Genomic DNA, 21984 nt, shown 5'->3' with positions numbered 1-21984 from the left:
TGCTGTGCATCGTGTTTCACGTGAAACGTCGCTCACTGTTGCACGGCATCATCAGCCGCGGCCGCGCTGCTGCCGAACCTCGAGATCGGAAGCCTCTCGGTTCTCTCGGAGAGGGTGTTCCTGACAGGACTCCGTCCCCCGCGAGGGGCACGGAGTTGTCCACAGAGGTGGATTTCTCCACAGAACACCAGGCCTCACTGGTTCACGACCCCGAAGACATGGGAGGCTCTGTTCATTGCGAGCCTGAAGTCGAGGAGAGTGAATCCTTGCGGTCCGACGCCAACATCGCGGGACCGATGACCGATCCGGTCCCCGGTCCCCGTACCGAGTCGATGGGGGAGGATGTTTCACGTGAAACACCGCCCCCGATGGACGACACTCCCATCGGTCGTGCTGCCCAATTGGCGGTGGAAGCTCTGGGCCGCGCCGGCGAGGGCCTGCCACGGCCCGAGCAGACCCGTGTCATGGTTGTCGCCAACCAGAAGGGCGGCGTAGGCAAGACGACCACCACGGTCAACCTTGCCGCGTCCCTGGCTCTGCATGGTGGCCGTGTGCTGGTCATCGACCTCGACCCGCAGGGCAACGCCTCCACGGCTCTGGGGATCGACCATCACGCCGAGGTTCCCTCGATCTACGACGTTCTGGTGGAGAGCAAGCCGCTGGCCGAGGTCGTCCAGCCGGTCCCCGATGTCGAGGGACTCTTCTGCGCCCCGGCCACGATCGATCTCGCCGGTGCCGAGATCGAGCTGGTCTCGCTGGTCGCGCGGGAGAGCCGACTGGAGCGGGCCATCCAGGCGTACGAGCAGCCGCTGGACTACATCCTCATCGACTGCCCGCCCTCGCTCGGCCTGCTGACGGTCAACGCCCTGGTGGCGGGACAGGAAGTCCTCATCCCGATCCAGTGCGAGTACTACGCGCTGGAGGGCCTGGGACAGCTCCTGCGCAACGTCGACCTGGTGCGGGGACACCTCAACCCCGCCCTGCATGTCTCCACGATCCTGCTCACCATGTACGACGGCCGCACCCGGCTGGCCTCGCAGGTGGCGGACGAGGTGCGCAGCCACTTCGGCGACGAGGTGCTGCGGACGAGCATTCCCCGCTCGGTCCGTATCTCCGAGGCGCCGAGCTATGGGCAGACGGTCCTGACCTACGATCCAGGATCGAGTGGTGCCCTGTCTTATCTTGAGGCGGCACGAGAAATCGCTCTGAGGGGCGTCGGTGTGAACTACGACCCGACGCAGGCCCATATCGGAGCCCAGAGCAACCCGAACATGGTGGAGGGGATCCAGTGAGCGAGCGACGGAGGGGGTTGGGCCGTGGTCTCGGCGCACTGATCCCTGCTGCACCGACGGAGAGGACCGTGCCCCCGCCGGCACTGGGCGGTACTGCCGGTACGTCTACGGCGACTGCTCCGGCGTTGAGTGACCGCGGAGTGGCCGCGGCCAAGGTGGCGACACTGCCGCCTGTTTCACGTGAAACAGAGGAGCCGTCGGCGAACAACGCCGCCGAGGTTCCCGCGGCTCCCATGGGCGCCCACTTTGCGGAGATCCCCCTCGACGAGATCACGCCGAACCCGCGCCAGCCGCGTGAGATCTTCGACGAGGACGCTCTGCAGGAGCTCGTCACCTCCATCCAGGAGGTCGGCCTCCTCCAGCCGATCGTCGTACGTCAGCTCGCGCCGTCCCGCTACGAGCTCATCATGGGCGAGCGGCGTTGGCGGGCCTGCCGTGAGGCCGGACTCGAAGCGATCCCGGCGATCGTGCGGGCCACCGACGACGAGAAGCTTCTCCTGGACGCCCTCCTGGAGAACCTGCACCGCGCCCAGCTGAACCCGATCGAAGAGGCAGCGGCCTACGACCAGCTGCTGAAGGACTTCAACTGCACGCACGACCAGCTGGCGGACCGCATCGGCCGGTCCCGCCCTCAGGTCTCCAACACCTTGCGTCTGCTCAAGCTGTCCCCCAAGGTCCAGAATCGGGTCGCGGCCGGCGTCCTCTCCGCCGGGCACGCTCGGGCGCTGCTCTCGGTGGACGACCCGGAGGAGCAGGAGCGCCTCGCGTACCGTGTGGTGGCCGAGGGGCTTTCCGTCCGGTCCGTCGAGGAGATCGTGACGCTGATGGGCTCGCGCCCGCAGAAGGCACCGCGGTCCAAGGGGCCGCGTGCCGGATCGGTGCCCTCGCCGGCGCTGTCCGACCTCGCCACTCGGCTCTCGGATCGTTTCGAGACGCGGGTGAAGGTCGAGCTGGGGCAGAAGAAGGGCAAGATCACCGTCGAGTTCGCCTCGCCCGAGGACCTGGAGCGGATCCTCAGCACGCTGGCTCCGGGGGAGAAGCTCGCGCTCCAGAAGAGTCTGCTCGGCGACGACGCCGAGGACGCCGAGAGCTGAGAGCAGGGCGGCTCTGATCAGGCTTCTGATCGGTGGCTGATCGGTGTTTGATCGCGTTCTCCGGTTGTGAGTGCGGGTCGTGTCCGGTGTGTACCGGAACACGACCCGCACTTTGCTTTTATGCGGTATCGATGGAATCGCATCGTGGATACGATGCCGTCGGGTATGGCGCATCCACTGGGCAAGACCTCTAAGGGGAGGCGGGGTCCATGCGAACGGTGAGCCGCACCGGATTGGTGAGCGCGGCCCTGGGCCTGGGGGCGGTCGGCGGGTTCGTCGGCAGCCTGCTCAAGGAGCGGAGCGCCTTGACAGCCGCTCGCGATGCCGCGGGCGAAGGAAGCGAGGAACAGGCTTCATGGGGCGTCGGCTCGTACCGCTCACGCTGGACAACCTCCCGGACCTTCCCAAGCGCTGCCGGTCGTGCGTCTTCTGGGAGCTCGACCCGGTCAGCGGTGAAGCAGCGGTAAGGGAGGGCACCGCCGCACTGGAAAAGGAGGCTTGGATCTCCGCCGTCCTCCTGGACTGGGGATCCTGCGGCCGCGTCGTCTACGTCGACGAGGTACCGGTGGGGTACGTGCTGTACGCGCCGCCAGCGTATGTCCCCCGCTCGACCGCGTTCCCCACGAGCCCGGTGTCCCCGGATGCGGTGCAGCTGATCACCGCGTTCATCCTGCCCGGTTACCAGGGACAGGGGCTGGGCCGGGTCATGGTCCAGACGGTCGCGAAGGATCTGCTGCGGCGGGGCTTCAAGGCGATCGAGGCGTTCGGGGATGCGCGGTGGAAAGAGCCCGCCTGTGTGCTGCCCGCGGATCATCTCCTGGCCGTGGGTTTCAAGACGGTCCGCCCGCATCCCACGACGCCCCGTCTGCGGCTGGAGCTGAGGACGACTCTGTCCTGGAAGGAAGACGTCGAGATGGCGCTCGACCGGCTTCTGGGAGCAGTACAGAAGGAACCGGCGCTGAGGCCTCTCTAGGACGTGTCTGGCTCTGCTGGATGCTGTCGAACTACGCGACACGAAAATGGGCCAGCCCAAGAGGGCTGGCCCATTCGTGTTTCACGTGAAACATCACTCAGCGATGAAGTCCTCGAGGTCGCGGACGATCGCGGCCTTCGGCTTCGCGCCGACGATGGTCTTGGCGACCTCGCCGTTGTGGTAGACGTTCAGCGTCGGGATCGACATGACGCCGTACTTGGCGGCCGTACCCGGGTTCTCGTCGATGTTCAGCTTGACGATCTCGATCTTGTCGCCGTGCTCGGCGGCGATGGCCTCGAGGGACGGAGCGATCTGGCGGCACGGACCGCACCAGGCGGCCCAGAAGTCCACCAGGACGGGCTTGTCGCTCTTCAGGACGTCCTGCTCGAAGGTCTCGTCGGTCACGTTCTTCAGGGTGCCGGCCACTGCGGGCTCCTTAACTAAGTGGTGCGGGGGCGGTGGGGTTCAGACTGCGGTCTTCTCGGGCTCGGCGTTCTCCTCGTCCGCCAGGGCGGCGAGGAAGCGCTCGGCGTCCAGAGCGGCGGAACAACCGGTACCGGCGGCGGTGATGGCCTGGCGGTAGGTGTGGTCCACCACGTCACCGGCGGCGAAGACGCCGGTCACGTTGGTACGCGTCGAGGGGGCGTCGACCTTGAGGTAGCCCTCCTCGTCGAGCTCCAGCTGACCCTTGAACAGCTCCGTGCGCGGGTCGTGGCCGATCGCGATGAACAGGCCGGTGACCGCCAGGTCGGAGAGTTCGCCGGTCTTGACGTTGCGCAGCTTGAGGCCGGCGAGCTTCTGCTCACCCTGGACCTCGGCCACTTCGCTGTCCCAGACGAACTTGATCTTCGGGTCGGCGAAGGCGCGGTCCTGCATGGCCTTGGAGGCGCGCAGCGTGTCACGGCGGTGCACGATCGTCACGGACTTGGCGAAGCGCGAGAGGAAGGTCGCCTCCTCCATGGCCGTGTCGCCACCACCGATGACGGCGATATCCTGGTCCTTGAAGAAGAAGCCGTCACAGGTGGCACACCAGGAGACGCCGCGGCCCGACAGGGCGTCCTCGTTCGGCAGACCGAGCTTGCGGTGCTGCGAGCCGGTGGTGACGATGACGGCCTTCGCGCGGTGCACAGTGCCGGCGGTGTCCGTGACGGTCTTGATCTCACCGGTCAGATCGACGTTGACGATGTCGTCCGGGACCAGCTCGGCACCGAAGCGCTCGGCCTGGGCGCGCATGTTGTCCATGAGCTCGGGGCCCATGATGCCGTCCTGGAAGCCGGGGAAGTTCTCCACCTCGGTGGTGTTCATGAGCGCACCACCGGCAGTGACGGCGCCCTCGAACACCAGCGGCTTCAGCGACGCGCGCGCGGTGTAGAGCGCCGCCGTGTAGCCGGCGGGCCCGGAGCCGATGATGATCACGTTTCGGACGTCGCTCACGGCTTGATTCCTCGTCTCTGGAATACGTCGTCGGACCGGTGGGAGCTCTCTTTCCGAGCTCTCACCCCACCCAACGGATCCTAAGGGGCGCGCATTCCCGCTGTGTCAGGGCACACGGTGATGCCCCCTCTACGGGTTGCCACGCCGGAGGACGGCCAATCGCAAGGGCCTCAGGAACGCGCGTAGGACTCCGTCAGAAGGATCTTGGCCGCGCTCTCCGTCGGGTGCTGCACACAGCTCGCGTCCATCAGATACGCGGTGACCCGGGTGACATCGGAGGCGTCCGGCAGGACGACGAGCAGGGCGTCCTTGCCCTGGAAGACGCCTTCCTCGGCGGCGAGCGCATTCTCGTCGCGGCCGATCCCTTTACGGACACAGTCCGGAACGTTGACCTCGCGCAGGATCTTCGGCCTCTGGGGGTCGACGCCGCCTTCCACGCCCATGCTGCGGTTGGGGCCCCGGGAGGACGGTGCGGCCGGCGCGTTCTTGTCGAGGAGGTCGGCGACCTTGCTCTCCAGCTTCGCTGCGGAGAAGGTGTCGGAAGCCGTTTGATTCCCTTCGGCCGTAGGGCTGGACCCGCCGCCGTTCATCGCGAAGACCAGAAGCACCGAGCCGAGACCCAGTCCGACGGCCGTGAAGGCGGCTCCCAGGACCACCCTGCGGTTCCCTGTCCTCTTCTTGCCCTTGCGGCCGGGGCCGGTGGTCGACGGGCGCGCACGTCCCGCGGGCCGGTCGGCGGCGGGCGATGTTTCACGTGAAACATGAGAACCGGTGGAGGTGCGGTCGTCCTCGTTGACAGCCGGCGAGGTGGAATCACCAGGGGCCGTGGATCGAGCCGACGACTCCGCCGCCAGGGCGGCATCGATACGTTCGGCGACGTCGTCCGGCATCCGCGAGGGGACCGGCACCGAGCCGAGCAGCCCTCGGATCTCCTCCAGCGAGTCATGGACGTCCGCGCACAGCTCGCAGTCCTCGAGGTGCCGCTGTATGTCGGCGGCCCGGGATGGTGACAGCAGGCCCTCGGTGAGGTCGGAGATCTCGGTGACGTCCGGGTGCCCGGCCTTGCCCGTCGTGGATGTCACGCTCGCCCACCTCCGCCCTTCACTGCCGCTGAATCACTCGGACCGTTGTCGCGTGGCTCCGTGTCCTGACCCGCGGCACGTGGACCCGCTGCCGGTGGGACGGATGTCCCCTGCGTCCGGTTCCGCCTCTCACTGGAATCCTTGCCCGTGCGCTCGGGCCGCAGATGGGTGAGGAGAGGCAGCAGCCGGGCTCTGCCTCTCGCGCACCGGCTCTTCACGGTGCCCGTGGGGACGTCCAGGACCCGGGCCGCCTCCGCGACCGGGTAGCCCTGCATGTCCACCAGGACGAGGGCAGCCCGCTGGTCGGGTGGCAGCGTGCCGAGCGCTTCCAGCAGCTGGCGGTGCAGATCGTTGCGTTCCGCGGGCGCCGAAGCCGACTCGTGCGGCTCGAGAAGCTGCTCGAGGCGCTCGGTGTCGTCGACAGGTGAGGTCTTCCGGGAGGCGGCCTTGCGGGCGCGGTCCAGGCAGGCGTTCACCGTGATCCGGTGCAGCCAGGTGGTGACGGCCGACTGGCCGCGGAAGGTGTGGGCGGCGCGGTAGGCGGAGACGAGGGCGTCCTGGACGGCGTCGGCGGCCTCTTCGCGGTCCCCGAGCGTGCGCAGGGCCACCGCCCAGAGACGGTCCCGGTGGCGTCGCACGATCTCGCCGAAGGCTTCGGGGTCCCCGGCCACATGCAGGGCGAGGAGGTCCTGATCGCTCGCGTCGCCGTGAGCGGTGCGATCTGTCACGCGGACCCCCTCCCCTGGGACGCAGTCAGCCGGCGAACTTCACTTCGGTGATGGCCTGCTTGTATCCAGGCTGACTGTAGTTGGCGGAGTCGGCGCCGGAGTACGGCATCGCGGTCAGCCACACCAGTACGTAGCGGGTCTTCACCGGCTTGTCGACGCTCACCTTGGCGGAGGTGCCGCTCGTCGTCGCCTGCCCCAGCTCCTTCATCGAGCTCAGCGGCGTGGACGAGTCGAGCGTGTCGGTGGAGTAGAGCTGGACGGTGGTGTGATCGCCACCGTACCGGAGGGACAGCGTGGCGGCCGAGACCTCCTGCTCGGAGCCGAGGTCGTAGACGATGCCGACGCCGGGCTTGATCACTATCTTCGGACCGTCCTTGTAGCTGTTGGTCCGCCATCCCGTCGTCGCGTCGTTGTCATACGTCAGGCCGACGTCTTTCGGGTGCTGCGCGTCTCCCTCGGCCACGTACTCCTGGGAGCCAGTGATCTTGAGCGGCTTGGCCGGCTTGTTCTTGCCACCGTTCTTCTCGCCGCCGTCGTTCGTCTGCGTCTGGTTGGGGTCGTCGGACTGCTTGCCCCGGTCCATGAGGGCGTCGGCGAGCTGCCAGCTGCCCAGCCCGAGGGCGGCGATCAGGAGGGCCGAGACGGCCCACTTCAGGGCCTTGCCGGTGCGGCTCTGCAGCGGGGGCGGCGGGGCTGCCACCGGCTGCGTGGTGCCCGGATGGGGCGCCGGTCGCCCATAGGTGCCCTGCTGGTAGGTCGTGCGCTGGTAGTCCGGCGGGGCGGTGAACGCGGGCTCCGGCGGCCGGATGCGGGGCATCTCGCCGATGGCCTTCACCAGCTCCTCGGGAGTGGTGCAGGCGGCCTCGTGGCGGGAGGCGGTCGCGCCGTCGTTGGCGAGCGCGCGCATGGCGAGCTCGGACAGCCCGCGGTGGACGCCGGCCCGCACCTGGTCCGGGGCGATCAGCCCCACGTCCTTGGGGAGCCCGGACAGGCCGTAGGCGTCGCTCTCGTAGGGCCAGCGCTGGGTGAGCGAGGCGTACAGCAGGGCGCCGATGGCCTCCGTGTCGGCCCGCTGGGGGGTGTCGGAGCTGATGCCCCGCAGGGCGGCGTTCACCGCGAGGCCGCGGATGCGCCACTGCCCGGTGGACGTACGCAGCACGGCGTTCGGGTTGAGGCGCAGATGGGCCAGGCCCTCACGGTGCGCGGCGGCCATGGCGGCGGACACCTGCGTGACCATCTGGTAGGCGTCGTACACCTCCAGCGGGCCGGCGGCGAGGAGAGTCGTCAGTTCGGTGGCGTCGGGAAGCCACTCGTGGACGACGTAGACGACGTCGTCCTCCTCGACGGCGTCGAGGACCTGGACGAAGCGGGGATCGCCGAGCAGCGCGGAGGAGCGGGCCGCGGCCAGCACGGCCCGGGCCCGCGCGTGATCCGCGGGCAGGATGTGGACGCCGACGGCGCGGCGCAGTTTCTCGTCGACGGCGCGCCAGCTGCTGAAACCGTCCAGACGGGTGACGCACTCCTCCAGGCGGTAGCGTTCGGCGAGCTTGTGACCGCTGTGCAGCTCGGGCGCCGAGGCCTTCCCGGGACCCTCCGTCCCGCCACTCCCCTGTGCCTCGTCGATGTCCGTGCCCCGCTCCCGATTCGTGGCCACCCCGTCGGCCGTGGACGACTCGTCCGCCTGAGCGGTCAGCGGCTCGTCACCGCTGTTGTCTGCCACGTCGACGGCAGCCGTGCTCCGTTCCGCCACCGTCGTTCCTGCCTCCCCATTCAATGCGCGCCGCCACACCTCGTGCGCGCCGTCCGACGCCGAACCAATTGTGCCCACAGTCCGCCGCTATGCACGACACACGATGACGGACGATGGTTGTGCGCCTACCCCCACCTCAGCGACCCAGGCGCCCGCGGACCATGCCGACGAGCGAGTTCAGTTCCTCGATGCGCATCCGCCGGGCGGCCACGAAGAAGACGCCGAGCAGCACGGCCCCGCCGGCCAGGAGGGCGGCGAGCGAGCCGGCCGCGCCCTGGCCGAGGACCTGGCTGACGCCGTAGCAGGCCGCCCCGCCGACCAGCGCGGCCGGGACCGACGCGATGCAGAGCCGCGCGTAGGTCCGCGTCACGCGGGCGCCGTCCAGATCGCCGCCCAGCTTCGCGCGCAGTCGTCGCCAGGCCACCCCGACGCCGATCGCGTAGGCCAGGCCGTAGGAGGCCGCCATGCCCACCACGGCCCAGCGGGCGGGCAGGACGAGGTAGCAGAGCCCGGAGGCCGCCGCGTTGCCGGCCGCCACGATGACCGTGTTGTAGAAGGGGGTGCGGGTGTCCTCGTACGCGTAGAAGGCGCGCAGGACGACGTACTGCACCGAGTAGGGGATCAGGCCTAGGCCGAAGGCCATCAGCATGTAGCCCATGTTGGTGGCCTGGCTGGTGCCGGACGAGCCGAACATCAGGGTGCACATCGGGATGCCGAGCGCCACGAATCCGAAGGCGAGCGGCACGATCGCCACCGCGGTGGTGCGCAGGCCCTGCGAGATGTCGTCGCGGACCGCACCGGCGTCGTTCTCGGCGGCCGAGCGGGAGATCCGGGGCAGCAGGGCGGCCATCAGGGAGACGGTGATGATGGCCTGCGGCAGACCCCAGATCAGCTGGGCGTTGGCGTAGGCGGCGAAGCCGGTGCCCTCGTCGCCCGACGCGACACCGGCCGCGGTGGACAGCTGGGTGACGACGAGGGCTCCGGCCTGGTTGGCCAGGACGAACAGGATCGTCCACTTGGCGAGCATGGCGGCCTTGCCGAGGCCATGTCCCCGCCAGTCGAAGCGCAGCCGCATCCGGAAGCCCGTTTCCCGCAGGTACGGGATCATGGCGAGGGACTGGACCACCAGGCCGAGCAGGATGCCGATGCCGAGGAGTCGCTGCCCTTCCGGCGGGATGCTCGTGACCGACATCCCGGAGCGCTCGGAGGTGCCGTACACCCAGATGAACATGCCCAGCGTCACGATGATGACGACGTTGTTCAGGACCGGGGTCCACATCATGGCGCCGAAGCGGCCGCGGGCGTTGAGGATCTGGCCCATCACGACGTGGACGCCCATGAAGAAGATCGAGGGCAGGAAGTAGCGCGTGAAGGTGACCGCCACCTCGTTGGCGGCGGGGTCGCTGGCGACCTTCGTCGACAGGGCGCTGACCAGGAACGGTGCCGCGAACATCGCGAGTGCCGTGAGGGCGGCGAGCGCGACCATGACCAGCGTCAGCAGACGGTTGGCGTAGGCCTCGCCGCCGTCCTCGTCGTCCTTCATGGCGCGCACGAGCTGCGGCACGAAGACGGAGTTGAGGCCACCGCCGACGGTCAGGATGTAGATCATCGTCGGTAGCTGGTAGGCGACCTGGAAGGAGTCGCCGAGCAGGCCGAGGCCGAGGGCCGAGACGATCAGCATCGACCGGACGAACCCGGTGAGGCGGGACACCATCGTGCCGGCCGCCATGACGGCGCTGGACTTCAGCAGACCGCCGACCTTGCCGCCCTTCTTCGCGACGGGCGCGGGGGCCGGAGCGGGCGCCGGCTCGTCGCTCTCGGGCGCGGCGACCGGCGCGACCGCCTGCTGCGGGCCGGGGACGGGCGCGGGGGACGGGCCGGGGACCGACGTCGGCTGGTACTGCTGCTGGCCGCCGCCCTGCTGCTGGTCCCGGAAGAGGTGCGCGAAGGCGTCGTGCCCCGGGCGCTCCTCCGACGAGTGCGAGACGAGGTCGTCGACGCCGACGTACTGGGTCGTCCTGGGGTCGTCCCCGTACGGCAGGTACTGGGTCGGGCCCTCCGGCTCTGGCGCCGGCGTCTGCGCCCACACGTTCGGGTCGGGGGCGTACGGCGACTGCGGCGGCTGGGAGTAGAGCGGCTGCTGGGGCTGGTAGGCGCCCGGCGGGGGCGGGGGGTGCGCGGCACGGTCGTACAGCGCCTCGGCGACCGGGTCCTGGGCGGTGATGTCCTGCCCCTGGTACGGGTCCTGGTCGTAGGCGTCCTGGAGGTACATGTCCGCCGGGTGCTGCGGCGGTACCTGGCCCTCGGGCGGCGGGCCCTCGGGGTGCCCCGAGCTGCCCGCGGCCTGGCCGCGGTCACCGTCGTACGGCGCGTTCATGGCTACCCCACCTCATCGTCCCGGGCCCACCGGCCACGACTTCGCTCAACGGTCCACTCTCTCACCCGTGCCGGACGGGTCGGCGCTTTCCGCTGCGGTGTCCGGGATCGGGTCACTCGGCTGCTCGGAGGCGCCTGCCCGGGCGTCGGCGCCCGACTCCTCATCGGCCGGTCCCTCGTCCGTCAGACGTTCCGCAGAGCCTTCCGGGTTCTCCGGATCGCCCTCGGATTCGTTCGTCTGCTCGGGACCGTCCTCCTCGGCCGCCCGCGCCGCCGCGCGCTTGCGCTGCGTGTACATACGGAATCCGGCGAGGACGAGCAGCAGGAAGCCGCCGCCGATGACCAGCATCACGGTGGCCGTGAACTCGGTGACCTTCACGTCGAACTTGACGGGGTCGCCGTACGCCCGGCCGTCCTCGGTGTACAGCTGGGCGATCACGGTCGCCTTGCCGTTGGCCTGCGCGGACGCCGTGAACTTCACCGTCTGGCTGTGACCGCCGGACACGGCGACCTGCTGCTCCTCGTACGCATCGCCACCGATCTCGAGGCGCCTCGGAGCGGTCGACCTCAGCCGCAGCACCAGGTGGTCGACCCCCTGCACCAGGTTGTTCTTCACCGTCACCGGGATCGTGGCGCTGCGGCCGGACAGCTTGGTCTCGGACTTGTCGATCAGCGTGACCTGGCCGGCGAGGGAGTCGACGTACGCCTCCACCCCGTTGCGGAAGTCTGCCGCCGCGCCCGCACGGCCACGCCACGACGTCGACATCGTCCGGTTCATGGCCCGCCCGAACGGAGTCACGACCCGTGACTGGTTGGTCAGGACGACCTTGAACCGGTCGAGCTTGTCCTGGGTGGTGGCGATCTGCGAGAAGGCACCCCGGGGCAGTTCCTGCTTGCGCAGGGCGGAGGGGTACTTGGAGGCCGCCGGGACGCGTGTGGTGGCGGACGGGTCGGGCTTGGCCGAGGCGGCCGCCGTGAGGTCCTGCGCCTGCGACCAGGAGCCGTCCTGCAGCGCCCGCACGGCCGCGGCCATGGTCTGGGCCTGGCTCGCGGTCGGCATGCGCTGCGAGGCGACGACGATGTTGCGCTGCTTGCTCGTCTGCAGGTTCAGGGTCAGGCTCTGCGCGAGGAACCGCTGCACGGCGAGCGTCGAGGTCGACGCCCGGGTCAGATTGCCCTGGAACAGCGTCGACAGACGGGCGTCGGCGACGACTGCGCTGGTGCCACCGCCGATCGGACGGGCGGCGGAGGGGGTGTACGGGAGGCTGTTGTCCTCCGCCAGGCTGTCGCTGCGGGCGATCACCTTGTCCGCGCCGGCGGAGGTGGCGACCTTGACGATCGACGGGTCCACGGCGCCCTCGACGGGCCAGGCGAAGTCGGTGGCCGGTTCCACGTGGAGGATCGACTCGACGGTGTCCCCGGCGACGTCGGTCGCCTCCTTGAAGTGGTTCAGGGACCCGGTGACGTTTGTGCCGTTGTGCGCGAGGGAGGCCAGGTCGGGGTCGCCGAAGGGCAGCGCGACGACCTCCTTGTCCTCGACCGCGTCCTGCAGGTCGGAGAGCCACTGCTTGGCGACGCCCTGGTGGGTGCCCGGCGTCGTCGTGTCGCCCTCGCCCTGGATGCTGTAGCGCTCCGTCATCGCGTCCACGGAGGCGAGCAGGTCCGGGTCGATCACCCAGGTGACGTCCAGCTCCTTGCCGAGCGCCACCATCTGCTGGAGGCGGCCGCCGGGGGCGATCTCCTTGGCGAGGTCGTCGTCGTGGAACACGGGTGTCTGCGACTCGTCCGAGCCGGTCTCGGCCGTCATGTGCGAGGTCGAGATCAGCGGCCACAGGACGGTCGTCCGCGTCTTGGTCTCGGCCCCGTCGGGCTGCCACGGCAGGAAGGTGCGCTGGATGCCGAGCACCTGGGGCCAGGGCTGGGCCGTCGTCTCCCCGGACAGGGAGACGGAGAACTGGTACACGCCGTCCTGGTCGAGGTTCAGCTTGTCGACCGGCACCGCGATGCTGAAGCGCTGGGAGATGCCGGGGGCCAGCTTGGCGAACTCCTTGACGTACTTCCCGCCCACCGGGTCGCCGTCGAGGCCGGGCTGGAAGGTGGTGCGGCGGGAGATCGTGTCGATGGCGGAGCGGGTGTTCACCGGCCGGCCCAGGAGCAGGTCCACCTTGGCGTCGGTGACCGTCCGCTTCCCCTTGTTGGTCACCGTGCCGGTGACCGTGACGGTGTCACCCTCTCCGGGGACGCCGGGGGTGAGGGAATCCACAGCCACATCGACCGAGCCGGGGCCCGATACGACGCTCGGGGAGTCCTGTACGGCCGCCTGCGCGGCCGGGGAGGCGGGCAGCTGGAGCACACCGGCCAGCAGGGGCGCGCCGGCGAGCAGTGCCCCGGTGCGCCGCAGCCACCGGCGGGCAGGTGAGGGACTGGTCCCCTGGAAGTCTGCCGCCTCGGCCACGCGCTCGTCCGTCCCTCGTCGTCGTCAGTGGTCGTCGGAATGTGCGTCCAGGCATGGTAACGATGCGCGCTGGGGGGAAGTGCCACGGTCTCCCCCAGCAAGATCGCTTCAGGCGACCGTCCTGCCCTTTATGTTCCCGTATAAAGGGGAGGGCTTCCGTACGAGGCAAGAACAGATTGTGTGCCCGTATCGGTGGAGGTGTCCGCGCTCGTGGGGGCGCGCCCCGCAGGGAGCGGGCGGTCGCCCCGGCCACGTACCCTCTTCTGTTGTGCCGAACGCCAACGAAGACAAGCCCAGCGCCCTGAGCGAGGCGCAGCACCGCGCGGTCAGTGAACTGCTGCGGGTCGCGCCCGTCGCCGATGATCTCGCCCGCCGTTTCCAGGAGGCCGGGTTCTCCCTCGCCCTGGTCGGCGGATCGGTACGGGACGCGCTGCTCGGCCGGCTCGGCAACGACCTCGACTTCACGACCGACGCCCGTCCCGACGACGTGCTGAAGATCGTGCGCCCGTGGGCGGACGCGGTGTGGGAGGTCGGGATCGCGTTCGGCACGGTCGGGGCGCAGAAGGACGGCTACCAGATCGAGGTGACGACGTACCGCTCGGAGGCGTACGACCGGACCTCGCGCAAGCCCGAGGTGTCGTACGGCGACTCCATCGAGCAGGATCTGGTCCGCCGCGACTTCACCGTGAACGCGATGGCCGTCGCTCTCCCCGAGAAGGAGTTCATCGACCCGCACGGAGGGCTCGAAGACCTCGCCGAGCGGGTCCTGCGGACGCCCGGTACGCCCGAGGAGTCGTTCTCTGACGATCCGCTGCGCATGATGCGCGCGGCGCGCTTCGCCGCCCAGCTGGACTTCGAGGTGGCGCCCGAGGTCGTGACGGCCATGACGGACATGGCCGGGCGCATCGAGATCGTCTCCGCGGAGCGGGTACGGGACGAGCTGAACAAGCTGATCCTCTCCGACCACCCCCGCAAGGGCCTGACGCTGCTGGTCGACACCGGGCTCGCCGCACACGTCCTGCCCGAGCTTCCCGCCCTGCGGCTGGAGAGCGACGAGCACCACCGGCACAAGGACGTCTACGAGCACACGCTGATCGTGCTGGAGCAGGCGATGGACCTCGAGGAGAACGGTCCCGACCTGACGCTGCGGCTGGCGGCGCTGCTGCACGACATCGGCAAGCCGCGGACGCGCCGCTTCGAGAAGGACGGCCGCGTCTCGTTCCACCACCACGAGGTGGTCGGCGCGAAGATGACGAAGAAGCGCATGACGGCGCTGAAGTACTCCAACGAGCTCGTCAAGGACGTCTCGCGCCTCGTCGAGCTGCACCTGCGCTTCCACGGCTACGGCACCGGGGAGTGGACGGACTCGGCGGTGCGCCGCTACGTCCGGGACGCCGGCCCGCTCCTCGATCGGCTGCACAAGCTGACCCGCTCGGACTGCACGACGCGTAACAAGCGCAAGGCGGCCGCGCTCTCCCGCGCTTACGACGGCCTGGAGGCGCGCATCGCCGAGCTCCAGGAGCAGGAGGAGCTCGACGCCATCCGCCCGGACCTCGACGGCAACCAGATCATGGAGATCCTGGGCGTCGGACCGGGCCCCGTCATCGGCAAGGCGTACCAGCACCTTCTGGAGCTTCGGCTGGAGAACGGGCCGATGGAGCATGACACGGCGGTGGCGGCGCTCAAGGAGTGGTGGGCCACGCAGGACTGAGATCTGAGGAGTGGCTGTGTTTCACGTGAAACACGGCTACGGACACACCGAGGGGCGATGTTTCACGTGAAACATCGCCCCTCGGTGTGGAAGCTCAGAGCACAAGCTCGGATCAGGCGTCCTTCAGGCACAGCAGGAAGTTGTCGCCGTCGCCGGTCTGCGCGTAGAAGCTCGTCGCGCCGCTGACCTTGCGGCACTCCGTCTCGGCGGTGAACGAGGTGTAGGTGCCGTCGATCTTCTTCAGAACCTTGGCCTCGGCCTCCGAGGAGGTGCAGTCGACGACCTCCATCTCGTCACTCGAGGAGGAGGCGGACTTCAGGCAGTCGCCCACCTTCGCCTGGTCCGCGTCGTCCAGGCTCGTTATGTAGCCGACGACGATGGCCGTGACGATGCCGACGCCCACCAGGATGTTCTTGACCGTCTTGAAGCTGACCTTGCGACGGGGCTGCTCGGGCGGCATGGGAGCGAACGGTGCGGCGCCCTGCGGGGGGACACCCGGCGCGCCCGGCTGCTGAGGGTACGGAGCCTGGCCCTGCGGAGCCTGGGCGTACGGGTTCTGGCCCTGGGCGAATGGATTGCCCTGGGGCGGCGGAGTCGACACTTGGGGGTCCCCCTAGAACATGGGTGCTGATCGCGAGCTATGCGCGATGTAAGACGCACGTAAGTTACCGGTCCCCACTGACAATTCCCCACCCGGGAGTGGCTCTGTGTCATTGCCGTGACACGGACCGCCTCTCAAACTGGGCCATAGCAACCGCAACCGCCGAATAGATAACGGCGACCGTGACAATGAGCGGAGCCGAGCGGCCGTCCGGAGGCAGGATCAGGGCTGCCACGGCCGCGGCTCCGACGAACGCGACGTTGAACAGGACGTCGTAGACGGAGAAGGTCCGGCCCCGGAAGCCGTCGTCGACCGAGGACTGCACCACGGTGTCCGTGGCGATCTTCGCTCCCTGTGTCGTCACGCCCAGCACGAAGGCCGCCACCAGCAGGGGAACGGTGGCGAAGGGCAGCCCGAGAGCGGGCACCAGCACGGCGGCGGCGCCCGCACAGACGGCGATCCAGCGCGCCGGCCCGAGCCTCCCCGCGGCAGCCGGCGTCACCACGGCCGCCGTGAAGAAGCCGGCGCCGGACAGGCCCAACGCCACGCCCAGCAGGGCGAGTCCGTCCTCCGTGTCGGAGGTGAAGGCGTACCGGCACAGCATCAGCAGCATGACCAGCAGGGCGCCGTAGCAGAAGCGCATCAGGGTCATCGCCAGCAGCGCCCAGGCGGCCTCCCGGCGTGGCGGGGAGGCGAGATGCCGTACGGCTGCCCCGAGGTCGCGTGCGGTGCCGGACAGGGCCTCCGCGAGACGAGGCCGGACCAACTCGGAATCCGGCCCCAGCAGTTGCGGCGCCATCCGCAGGGAGGCCAGACCCGCGCACAGATACAGGGCGGCCCCGAAGAGCACCACGGCGGCGTCCGAGTCCCACACCACGAGCCGGACGACGAAGGCGAGACCGGCGCCCAGGGTCGCGGCGAGCGTCCCGGCGGTCGGGGACAGGGAGTTGGCGAGGACGAGCCGATCACCGTCCACCACGCGCGGCAGCGCGGCGGACAGCCCGGACAGCACGAAGCGGTTGACCGCGGTGACGCACAGGGCGGAGACGTAGAAGAGCCAGTCGGGCACGTCGGCGACGATGAGCACCGCCGTGGCCGACGCCAGCACGGTGCGCAGCACGCTGCCGTACAGCAGGACCTGGCGGCGGCGCCAACGGTCCAGCAGGACACCGGAGAAGGGGCCCACCAGCGAGTACGGCAGCAGCAGCACCGCCATCGCGGCGGCGATCGCGCCGGCGGAGCTCTGCTTCTCGGGTGAGAAGACGACGTACGTGGCGAGGGCGGTCTGGTAGACGCCGTCGGCGCCCTGCGAGAACAGGCGTACGGCGAGGAGGCGCCGGAAGTCCCGGAAACGCCACAGGACCCGCAGGTCACGTACGACGGACATGGGGCACAGCCTCACATACGGCGAGGGCCCCCGGGACGACCCAGGGACCCTCGGCAGCTCTGGCAGGAGCGTTCTGGCGCGGCACCGCGCGCTCGGGGCGCGGTGCCGCGATGTCGCACCGGAGCGCGGACCGCTGTCCGGACCGGTGGACGGGGTGCCGTCGCGCTTAGCGCTCGACCTCGCCCTTGATGAACTTCTCGACGTTCTCCCGGGCCTGGTCGTCGAAGTACTGGACCGGCGGGGACTTCATGAAGTAGCTCGACGCCGACAGGATCGGGCCGCCGATGCCGCGGTCCTTCGCGATCTTCGCGGCGCGCAGGGCGTCGATGATGACACCGGCCGAGTTCGGGGAGTCCCAGACCTCGAGCTTGTACTCCAGGTTCAGCGGGACGTCACCGAAGGCGCGGCCCTCGAGGCGGACGTAGGCCCACTTGCGGTCGTCGAGCCAGGCCACGTAGTCGGACGGGCCGATGTGGACGTTCTTCTCGCCGAGCTCGCGGTCGGGGATCTGCGAGGTGACGGCCTGGGTCTTCGAGATCTTCTTCGACTCGAGGCGGTCGCGCTCGAGCATGTTCTTGAAGTCCATGTTGCCGCCGACGTTCAGCTGCATCGTGCGGTCCAGGATGACACCGCGGTCCTCGAACAGCTTCGCCATGACGCGGTGCGTGATGGTGGCGCCGACCTGCGACTTGATGTCGTCACCGACGATCGGGACGCCCGCCTCGGTGAACTTGTCCGCCCACTCCTTGGTGCCGGCGATGAAGACCGGGAGGGCGTTGACGAAGGCGACCTTGGCGTCGATGGCGCACTGGGCGTAGAACTTCGCCGCGTCCTCGGAACCCACGGGCAGGTAGCAGACCAGGACGTCGACCTGCTTGTCCTTGAGGACCTGGACGATGTCGACCGGGGCCTCGGCGGACTCCTCGATGGTCTCGCGGTAGTACTTGCCGAGACCGTCGAGGGTGTGGCCGCGCTGGACGGTCACGCCGGAACGCGGCACGTCGCAAATCTTGATCGTGTTGTTCTCGCTGGCGCCGATGGCGTCGGCGAGGTCGAGGCCGACCTTCTTCGCGTCGACGTCGAACGCGGCGACGAACTCGATGTCGCTGACGTGGTAGTCGCCGAACTGCACGTGCATGAGGCCGGGGACCTTGGACGCCGGGTCGGCGTCCTTGTAGTACTCGACTCCCTGAACCAGCGACGCGGCGCAGTTGCCCACGCCGACGACGGCTACGCGAACCGAACCCATTCCGGTTGCTCCCTGTGTGTACGAGTGAGGTCCTGACTGGATCTCACGTGGCGGTGTCGTCGGGCGTATCCGGTCGGGAGGTGTCTCCCGCCCGGGGCAGGCCGCCCGGCGTTCCATGAGTGGTGTCCGGCGAGTCGGGCTCCCCGGAGGCGGAACCCTTCAGGTCCCGCCCGGCCCGCTCGCTCTCGATGAGCTCGTTCAGCCAGCGCACTTCGCGCTCCACGGACTCCATCCCGTGGCGCTGGAGCTCAAGCGTGTAGTCGTCGAGGCGCTCCCGGGTGCGAGCCAAGGAGGCGCTCATCTTCTCCAGACGCTCCTCCAGCCGGCTGCGGCGGCCCTCCAGTACGCGCATGCGTACGTCCTGCGGGGTGCGTCCGAAGAAGGCGAATCGGGCAGCGAAATGCTCGTCCTCGTACGCGTCGGGGCCGGTCTGCGAGAGCAGCTCCTCGAAGTGCTCCTTACCTTCTGCCGTCAACCGGTAGACGATTTTGGCGCGACGCCCCGCGAGTGGTGCGGCGAGGGCGTCCTCGGTGGTGCTCCCCGGCTCCTCGATCAACCAGCCGTTGGCGACCAGCGTCTTGAGGCAGGGGTAGAGCGTGCCGTAGCTGAAGGCACGGAACACACCCAGTGACGTATTGAGTCGTTTGCGCAGCTCATAGCCGTGCATGGGGGACTCGCGGAGCAGTCCGAGAACGGCGAACTCGAGGATCCCGGAACGCCGGCTCATCCGCTCGCCTCCTCGCCTTATCTCTCGCTGATGTATCGACTCGATACATCAGCACGATAGAACGGCCTCTCGGAAGCGACAAGTGGAGAGATGGTGAGCGGGATCACATCACCGTCTTGTGTCGAGCGACTTGCCTGATTTGGGGTGAAGTTCGGGGTCGCGAGGACTTTGACGGTGCGTAGTCTGTGCGCCATGCACAGCACCGGGAACCAAGTGACGCCAGAGGACGTCGTCGTCCTTGGTGCAGTACGGGTGAATGCGAAACCGCTCACATCCGTATGTCGGGGGGACCGGAAACCAGCCGCCGTTGCCAGGCGCCCAGGGGTGCGCCTGCCCGAGGAGTAGTCGTTCGATGAGCGAGCACCGTCGCAAACCGCCGCAGCCGCAGGGAGGCGGACGTGCCGCGGCCCGACGTGGCCAGTCCGGCTCGTCCACCGGCCGCCGTGCGGCACCGCGAGGCGCCACCGGATCTCCTTCCGACCCGTACGGGTCGGGTGCCACCGGATCAGGAGGCGAGGACCGTCTGTACGGCGGCCGCGCCGAGGCGCGACGCGCGGCCCAGAGAGGCAGTGGGAACCGCCGCAGGGCGGCCGAACCGGCAAGAGGGGGCCGCCGCGCGGCTCCGGGGAGAGGACGTTCGGCACCGCCGGCGGAGAAGCGGTTCATCGACTATCCGCGCGCCGGCAAGTACGGAGCGGCGCGCTGGATGCCGTCCTGGAAGCTCGTGACGGGTCTCTTCCTCACCTTCATGGGAGGTCTGATCGCGGCCGCGGGCATCGGGTACGCCATGGTGGGCATTCCGAAGGCCCAGGACACGGCCATGGCGCAGAACAACGTCTTCTACTGGTCGAACGGCAAGCAGATGGCCGCGACCGGTGGGCAGACGAACCGCCAGCTGGTGAGCAACGCGGAGATCCCGACGGAGATCAAGGCCGCAGTGGTCTCCGCCGAGAACGCGTCCTTCTACGAGGACAAGGGCATCGACCCGGCCGGTATCGGCCGGGCGCTGTTCAACATGGCCAAGGGTGGCGAGACGCAGGGTGGCTCGACCATCACCCAGCAGTACGTGAAGAACACGTACCTGAGCCAGGAGCAGACGCTCTCCCGGAAGTTCAAAGAGCTGTTCATCTCCATCAAGGTCAACCAGAAGATGTCGAAGGACGATATCCTCGCTGGTTACCTCAACACCGCCTACTACGGCCGCAACGCCTACGGCATCCAGGCGGCGGCCCAGGCGTACTTCGGCGTCGACGCCAAGAAGCTGACGCCGTCGCAGAGCATCTTCCTCGCCTCGGTCCTGAAGGGCCCGAACTTCTACAACCCCGACGGCGGTGTGGGCGCCAACGCCACGAAGGAACTGAACACCAAGCGGGTCAAGGATCGCTGGTCGTGGATCCAGGGCCGCATGGTCGAGGTGGGGCGCATGACCCCTGCCGAGCGGGCCAAGGTCGGTGCCTTCCCCAAGCTGAAGAAGCAGACGTCCAACCTCTCCGGTCAGACGGGTTACCTGATCGACATCGCCAAGGAGTACGTGGCCAAGAAGGCGGGTCTGTCCCCCGAGGATCTTGAAAAGGGCGGCTACCGCATCTACACGACCTTCAACAAGGACAAGGTCAACGAGCTGGCGGCGGCCGTCGAGAAGACGGAGAAGAGCTTCCTGGATCCCAAGAAGCGCGAGAAGGACAAGCACGTCCAGTTCGGTGGCGCTTCGGTCGACCCCAAGACCGGGGCCATCGTCGCGATCTACGGCGGCGCGGGCTACAACAAGGGTCACTACTCCAACAACGCCAACACCCTGGGTGTGCCGGTCGGATCGACCTGGAAGCCGATCGTGCTGGCGGCCGCGATGAAGTACGGGACGTACGAGACCGACGGCGAGCCGTTGTCACCGATGGCCCGGTACAACGGCAACGACCTCCTTGTCATCAAGGACAGGAACGGCGACCCGATCCCGGACGGCGACAAGCCGTTCCGTCAGAAGAACGAGGGCACCAAGGCCTGGGGCATGGTCACGCTCCGCAAGGCCATGGAGCAGTCGATCAACAGCCCGTTCGCCCAGCTCGGCATCGACGTCGGCCTGGCCAACACGCAGGAGCTCGCCCAAGACATGGGCATCCCGGCCAGCTCTTTCGACAAGGCCAACATCACGAACGTGTCCTTCTCGCTCGGTACCTCGACCCCGAGCGCGATCCGGATGGCGGACGCCTACGGCAGCTTCGCCAATTCCGGGGTCCACTACGAACCGTTCTCCGTCTCCAAGGTGATCAAGGACGGCGAGCCGCTCAAGGGCTTCGAGCCGCCCGAGAAGGAAACGGCCATGGACGCCAATGTCGCGAACAACGTGACCGACGTCCTGGAGAACGTGGTCAAGAACGGCACCGGTAAGAAGGTCGCGGACATCGGGTTCCCGGTGGCCGGCAAGACCGGTACGACCGACGAGAACAAGTCGGCGTGGTTCGTCGGCTACACCCGCGAACTGTCGACGGCCGTGACGCTGTTCCGGACGGATCCGGACAAGGGCAGGCTGCTCTCCATGAACGGCACCGGTGGCGTCTCCTCCATCCACGGTGGTGACATCCCGGCGCAGGTCTGGAAGGACTACATGGCCGAGGCCATGAAGAGCTACGGCACGCCGGAGCCCTTCCCCGAGGCCGAGCCCCTCGGCGAGATCATCAACGACACGCCCTCGCCGTCCGTGACGCCCACGCCCACGGAGACGGAGGAGGCGCCCCCGACCGAGTCGCCGACCCCGTCCAATACGCCGTCGCTGACGCCGCCCCCCACGGAGACGTGCAACCCGTTCGACTGGCGGTGCGAGAACGACAACGGTGGGCAGAACGGTGGCTCCGACGGGGGCCCGACCTCCTCGCCGACAGCCACCGAGACCGAGACCGCTGACGGCGGCGGAGGCAACAACGGCGGTGGCAATGGCGCCGGAGGCATCTTCGGCGGAGGAGGAGGCTGACCATAGGAGCCGAAGGGCTCTATGGCGACGAGAAGGCCGGGGGGGGGGCCCCCGGCGGTGGGGGGGGGGGCCCCCCGCCCCCGGGGCCCGGAGCGCCCCGCCGGGGCGGAAGGGGGGGGGGGTTTTAAGAGGGGGGTGCGCAGTGTCGGGGTTTTAAGGG

General features: G+C 68.8%; 16 protein-coding genes. 5 read left to right on the top strand and 11 right to left on the bottom strand.

Translation table 11 applies throughout. From position 1 onward, the window contains the following. Positions 1–218 precede the first annotated feature (218 nt). The 3 genes from ACFV46_RS20055 to ACFV46_RS20045 all read left to right on the top strand — a co-directional run bounded on the left by ACFV46_RS20055 (position 219) and on the right by ACFV46_RS20045 (position 3359). Positions 219–1292 carry a ParA family protein gene (locus ACFV46_RS20055; RefSeq protein ID WP_361929586.1) on the top strand — a complete coding sequence of 358 codons (1074 nt, stop codon included), beginning with the start codon at positions 219–221 and terminating at the stop codon, positions 1290–1292. Beyond that, positions 1289–2386, top strand: coding sequence for a ParB/RepB/Spo0J family partition protein (locus ACFV46_RS20050; protein ID WP_361929519.1), 1098 nt, complete (start codon positions 1289–1291; stop codon positions 2384–2386). Before ACFV46_RS20055 ends, ACFV46_RS20050 begins: the two co-directional genes overlap by 4 nt. Positions 2387–2741: 355 nt before the next feature. Then, complete coding sequence (locus ACFV46_RS20045) at positions 2742–3359, top strand: GNAT family N-acetyltransferase (RefSeq protein ID WP_361929522.1); 618 nt, start codon at positions 2742–2744, stop codon at positions 3357–3359. Between the two features lie 93 nt (positions 3360–3452). Here the strand turns inward: ACFV46_RS20045 and trxA are convergent, their stop codons facing one another. From trxA to ACFV46_RS20010, 7 genes are all read right to left on the bottom strand, one after another. Then, the gene (trxA, locus tag ACFV46_RS20040; RefSeq protein WP_062665925.1) at positions 3453–3785 is read right to left on the bottom strand and encodes a thioredoxin; all 333 of its coding nucleotides are present in this window, start codon (positions 3783–3785) and stop codon (positions 3453–3455) included. A 39-nt stretch (positions 3786–3824) separates the two neighbouring features. Continuing rightward, a complete protein-coding gene (gene trxB, locus ACFV46_RS20035) occupies positions 3825–4793 on the bottom strand; it encodes a thioredoxin-disulfide reductase (RefSeq protein WP_361929525.1) in 969 nt (322 codons plus the stop codon). 170 nt (positions 4794–4963) lie between these two features. After that, positions 4964–5875, bottom strand: a complete 912-nt coding sequence (locus ACFV46_RS20030; RefSeq protein WP_385499043.1) for an anti-sigma factor family protein — start codon at positions 5873–5875, stop codon at positions 4964–4966. Beyond that, entirely contained in the window at positions 5872–6603 is a 732-nt protein-coding gene (gene sigM / locus ACFV46_RS20025) for an RNA polymerase sigma factor SigM (protein WP_385499042.1), read from the bottom strand. Before sigM ends, ACFV46_RS20030 begins: the two co-directional genes overlap by 4 nt. A 25-nt stretch (positions 6604–6628) precedes the next feature. After that, positions 6629–8353, bottom strand: coding sequence for a protein kinase family protein (locus ACFV46_RS20020; RefSeq protein ID WP_385499040.1), 1725 nt, complete (start codon positions 8351–8353; stop codon positions 6629–6631). A gap of 136 nt (positions 8354–8489) precedes the next feature. Beyond that, positions 8490–10730, bottom strand: a complete 2241-nt coding sequence (gene murJ, locus ACFV46_RS20015) for a murein biosynthesis integral membrane protein MurJ (RefSeq protein ID WP_385499039.1) — start codon at positions 10728–10730, stop codon at positions 8490–8492. 45 nt (positions 10731–10775) lie between these two features. Continuing rightward, the gene (locus ACFV46_RS20010; RefSeq protein WP_385499038.1) at positions 10776–13184 is read right to left on the bottom strand and encodes a DUF6049 family protein; all 2409 of its coding nucleotides are present in this window, start codon (positions 13182–13184) and stop codon (positions 10776–10778) included. A gap of 268 nt (positions 13185–13452) precedes the next feature. On the opposite strand from ACFV46_RS20010, the gene ACFV46_RS20005 reads away from it, so the two are divergent. Continuing rightward, positions 13453–14895: a CCA tRNA nucleotidyltransferase gene (locus tag ACFV46_RS20005; RefSeq protein ID WP_385499036.1), complete on the top strand. Its 1443-nt coding sequence runs from the start codon at positions 13453–13455 to the stop codon at positions 14893–14895. A gap of 112 nt (positions 14896–15007) precedes the next feature. Here the strand turns inward: ACFV46_RS20005 and ACFV46_RS20000 are convergent, their stop codons facing one another. The 4 genes from ACFV46_RS20000 to ACFV46_RS19985 form a co-directional block, all read right to left on the bottom strand. After that, the gene (locus ACFV46_RS20000; protein ID WP_376727554.1) at positions 15008–15355 is read right to left on the bottom strand and encodes a hypothetical protein; all 348 of its coding nucleotides are present in this window, start codon (positions 15353–15355) and stop codon (positions 15008–15010) included. A 250-nt stretch (positions 15356–15605) separates the two neighbouring features. Continuing rightward, the gene (locus tag ACFV46_RS19995; protein WP_385499035.1) at positions 15606–16883 is read right to left on the bottom strand and encodes an MFS transporter; all 1278 of its coding nucleotides are present in this window, start codon (positions 16881–16883) and stop codon (positions 15606–15608) included. Positions 16884–17049: 166 nt separating this feature from the next. Continuing rightward, on the bottom strand, positions 17050–18132 hold the full coding sequence (locus ACFV46_RS19990) for an inositol-3-phosphate synthase (RefSeq protein WP_283287812.1): 1083 nt from the start codon (positions 18130–18132) through the stop codon (positions 17050–17052). Between the two features lie 43 nt (positions 18133–18175). Next, positions 18176–18859 carry a PadR family transcriptional regulator gene (locus ACFV46_RS19985; protein WP_361929549.1) on the bottom strand — a complete coding sequence of 228 codons (684 nt, stop codon included), beginning with the start codon at positions 18857–18859 and terminating at the stop codon, positions 18176–18178. 352 nt (positions 18860–19211) lie between these two features. Between ACFV46_RS19985 and ACFV46_RS19980 the strand changes: the two genes are divergently transcribed. Then, positions 19212–21824 carry a transglycosylase domain-containing protein gene (locus ACFV46_RS19980; RefSeq protein WP_385499034.1) on the top strand — a complete coding sequence of 871 codons (2613 nt, stop codon included), beginning with the start codon at positions 19212–19214 and terminating at the stop codon, positions 21822–21824. Positions 21825–21984 lie beyond the last annotated feature (160 nt).

The organism is Streptomyces sp. NPDC059852 (assembly GCF_042731455.1).
GTDB lineage: Bacteria > Actinomycetota > Actinomycetes > Streptomycetales > Streptomycetaceae > Streptomyces.
The sequence above is the reverse complement of the archived record's forward strand: the minus strand, read 5'-3'. Positions and strand labels throughout refer to the sequence as shown.